Source organism: Amnimonas aquatica, assembly GCF_002943415.1.
Lineage (GTDB): Bacteria > Pseudomonadota > Gammaproteobacteria > Pseudomonadales > Moraxellaceae > Perlucidibaca > Perlucidibaca aquatica_A.
In genome coordinates this window covers 1-1,304 of the sequence record NZ_PTQZ01000329.1, presented here as the reverse complement: position 1 = coordinate 1,304, position 1,304 = coordinate 1, and the positions used below count along the sequence as shown (strand labels likewise).

Below are 1,304 nucleotides of genomic sequence, written 5' to 3'. Positions count from 1 at the left end.
CTGCCACCGCCAGGCCCGCAGCCTGAAGCGCGCAGGCCGCCTCGAACTCATAGCCGCCAGTGGCCTCCAGGACCACCATCTCAGGCGTCAAGGCCGATGCCTGGCTGACCAGTTGCTCGATGCCGCTGGGGTCGTTAGCGACCTGCCAGGTCTTGGCCTGATCGCTGCTGGCAACCTCCAGCGTTTGGCTGGAGACATCAATTCCAATAAAAACAGAGTCGGACACGTCCTCTCACTCCCATCCTTGTCTATGCGAACTTCACGTTCCTACAACCGTTCGGGCTGCAGAGAAGGACGGTCCGGCTCAGGCGCCCAGTGCTCAGCCACGGGCTTCAAACTTCCCAGAGGCGCGTCGGGCTACCTGAGCCGGTCCGAGGCTTAAAGATACAAGGCGGCAGATCATGTGATCGCGGATCAGGCGCCGGAAGCCGGTCCGGCGGTTTGCACCCGCGGTCCTTTTCTCTATACTGCGCGCTCGCCCGGATCCGGGCGGCGCTATGGTGACCCTGCCGGTCTCCCCGCAATGTGAAACGGTCAATCCCGCCAGGTCCGGAAGGAAGCAACGGTCGCCGTCTAGCATGTGCCGGGGCCGGGCTGGCAGGGTTGCCACCCATCCCGCCCGGCAGTTTTCCTTGTTTTGGCGGAGGCGACATGTTCCTGACCCTGCTGCTCGTGACCCTGCTGGTATCCGCGCTGGTTTCCCTGCTGATCGCGCGCGCCTTCGCGCAGCCGGTGAGCGCCATCCTGAAACGCCTGATCGCCGACGACATCTTCGCCGCCTGGCAGCGCTACATGCAGTTCGCCATCCTGGTGGTGGGCATTTCCTCCGGCGTGCGCATCTACGACCTGGAGCGCTACATCACGCCCCTGGGCGACAAGGACGCGGTGGCGCTGACGCTGACCACCGAGCGCTGGGTGCTGGAACTGTACCGCACCATCATCGAGACCCTGCAGGGCATTGCCTGGATGCTGCTGGTGTTCTTCCTGTGCTCGCTGGTGGCCTATGTCGTGGTGCGTCTGGCCGAGCTGAAGCATGGCGCGGGCGCGGCGGAGCGGCAGGATGCACGGGCCGGCCGGCAGGATGGCGATGCCGCGCGCTGAGCCACCGGCCGTCCCGACCGTGGCGGTCATCGGCGGCGGTCCGGCCGGCCTGATGGCTGCCGAGCAGCTGCTCGCCGCCGGTGTCGGCGTCGACCTCTACGACACCATGCCATCGCTGGGGCGCAAGCTGCTGCTGGCCGGCATCGGCGGCCTCAACATTACCCATGCCGAGGCCAAGCCGGCCTTCCTCGCCCGCTACGAAG

General features: G+C 66.2%; 2 protein-coding genes, 1 other RNA gene and 1 pseudogene. 3 read left to right on the top strand and 1 reads right to left on the bottom strand.

What is annotated here, in order from left to right:
• Positions 1-226, bottom strand: a pseudogene (locus C5O18_RS09655) (IS110-like element ISCARN26 family transposase); the annotation flags it as partial.
• A gap of 281 nt (positions 227-507) precedes the next feature.
• On the opposite strand from C5O18_RS09655, the gene ffs reads away from it, so the two are divergent.
• The 3 genes from ffs to C5O18_RS09640 form a co-directional block, all read left to right on the top strand.
• Positions 508-603: signal recognition particle sRNA small type (gene ffs / locus C5O18_RS09650), an RNA gene on the top strand.
• A gap of 48 nt (positions 604-651) precedes the next feature.
• Positions 652-1,101 carry a hypothetical protein gene (locus C5O18_RS09645; protein ID WP_105193413.1) on the top strand — a complete coding sequence of 150 codons (450 nt, stop codon included), beginning with the start codon at positions 652-654 and terminating at the stop codon, positions 1,099-1,101.
• On the top strand, positions 1,088-1,304 hold a 217-nt coding region (locus tag C5O18_RS09640), incomplete at its 3' end, for an NAD(P)/FAD-dependent oxidoreductase (protein ID WP_158249331.1). The genes C5O18_RS09645 and C5O18_RS09640, both read left to right, overlap by 14 nt.